Source organism: Micromonospora yasonensis (genome assembly GCF_026013475.1).
Lineage (GTDB): Bacteria > Actinomycetota > Actinomycetes > Mycobacteriales > Micromonosporaceae > Micromonospora > Micromonospora yasonensis.
This window is the reverse complement of the sequence record NZ_JAPDPH010000497.1, coordinates 1-361: the sequence shown is the minus strand read 5'-3', so window position 1 is coordinate 361 and position 361 is coordinate 1. Positions and strand designations below refer to the sequence as shown.

General features: G+C 64.8%; 1 pseudogene. It reads left to right on the top strand.

From position 1 onward, the window contains the following. Positions 1-361 (top strand): annotated as a pseudogene (locus ONA70_RS36530) (hypothetical protein); the annotation flags it as partial.

The window sequence follows — 361 nt, the reverse complement described above, 5'->3', positions numbered from 1 at the left end:
CGACGTGGAGTGGAGCACCCTCAACGACAACCACGCCGAGCAGAACGGCGGCGCCATCTTCAACGTCGGCGTGCTCAAGGTGGTCGGATCGCGGATCGACAACAACACCGCCGGGGAGAACGGCGGCGGCATCGCCAACGGCAACGAGTCCAAGGACAAGATGCTGGTGAAGGGCCACGACGAGGCCGGCTCGGTAGAGATCTTCAAGACCGCCATCGTCGGCAACCGGGCCGGCGAGAACGGCGGCGGCGTGTTCAGCTCCGGCGGGTTCGTCAAGATCGTGATGTCGATCATCAAGGAGAACACCGCCTGCGAGAACGGTGGCGGCATCTACGCCCGCAACACCGACCTCGACCTCGAG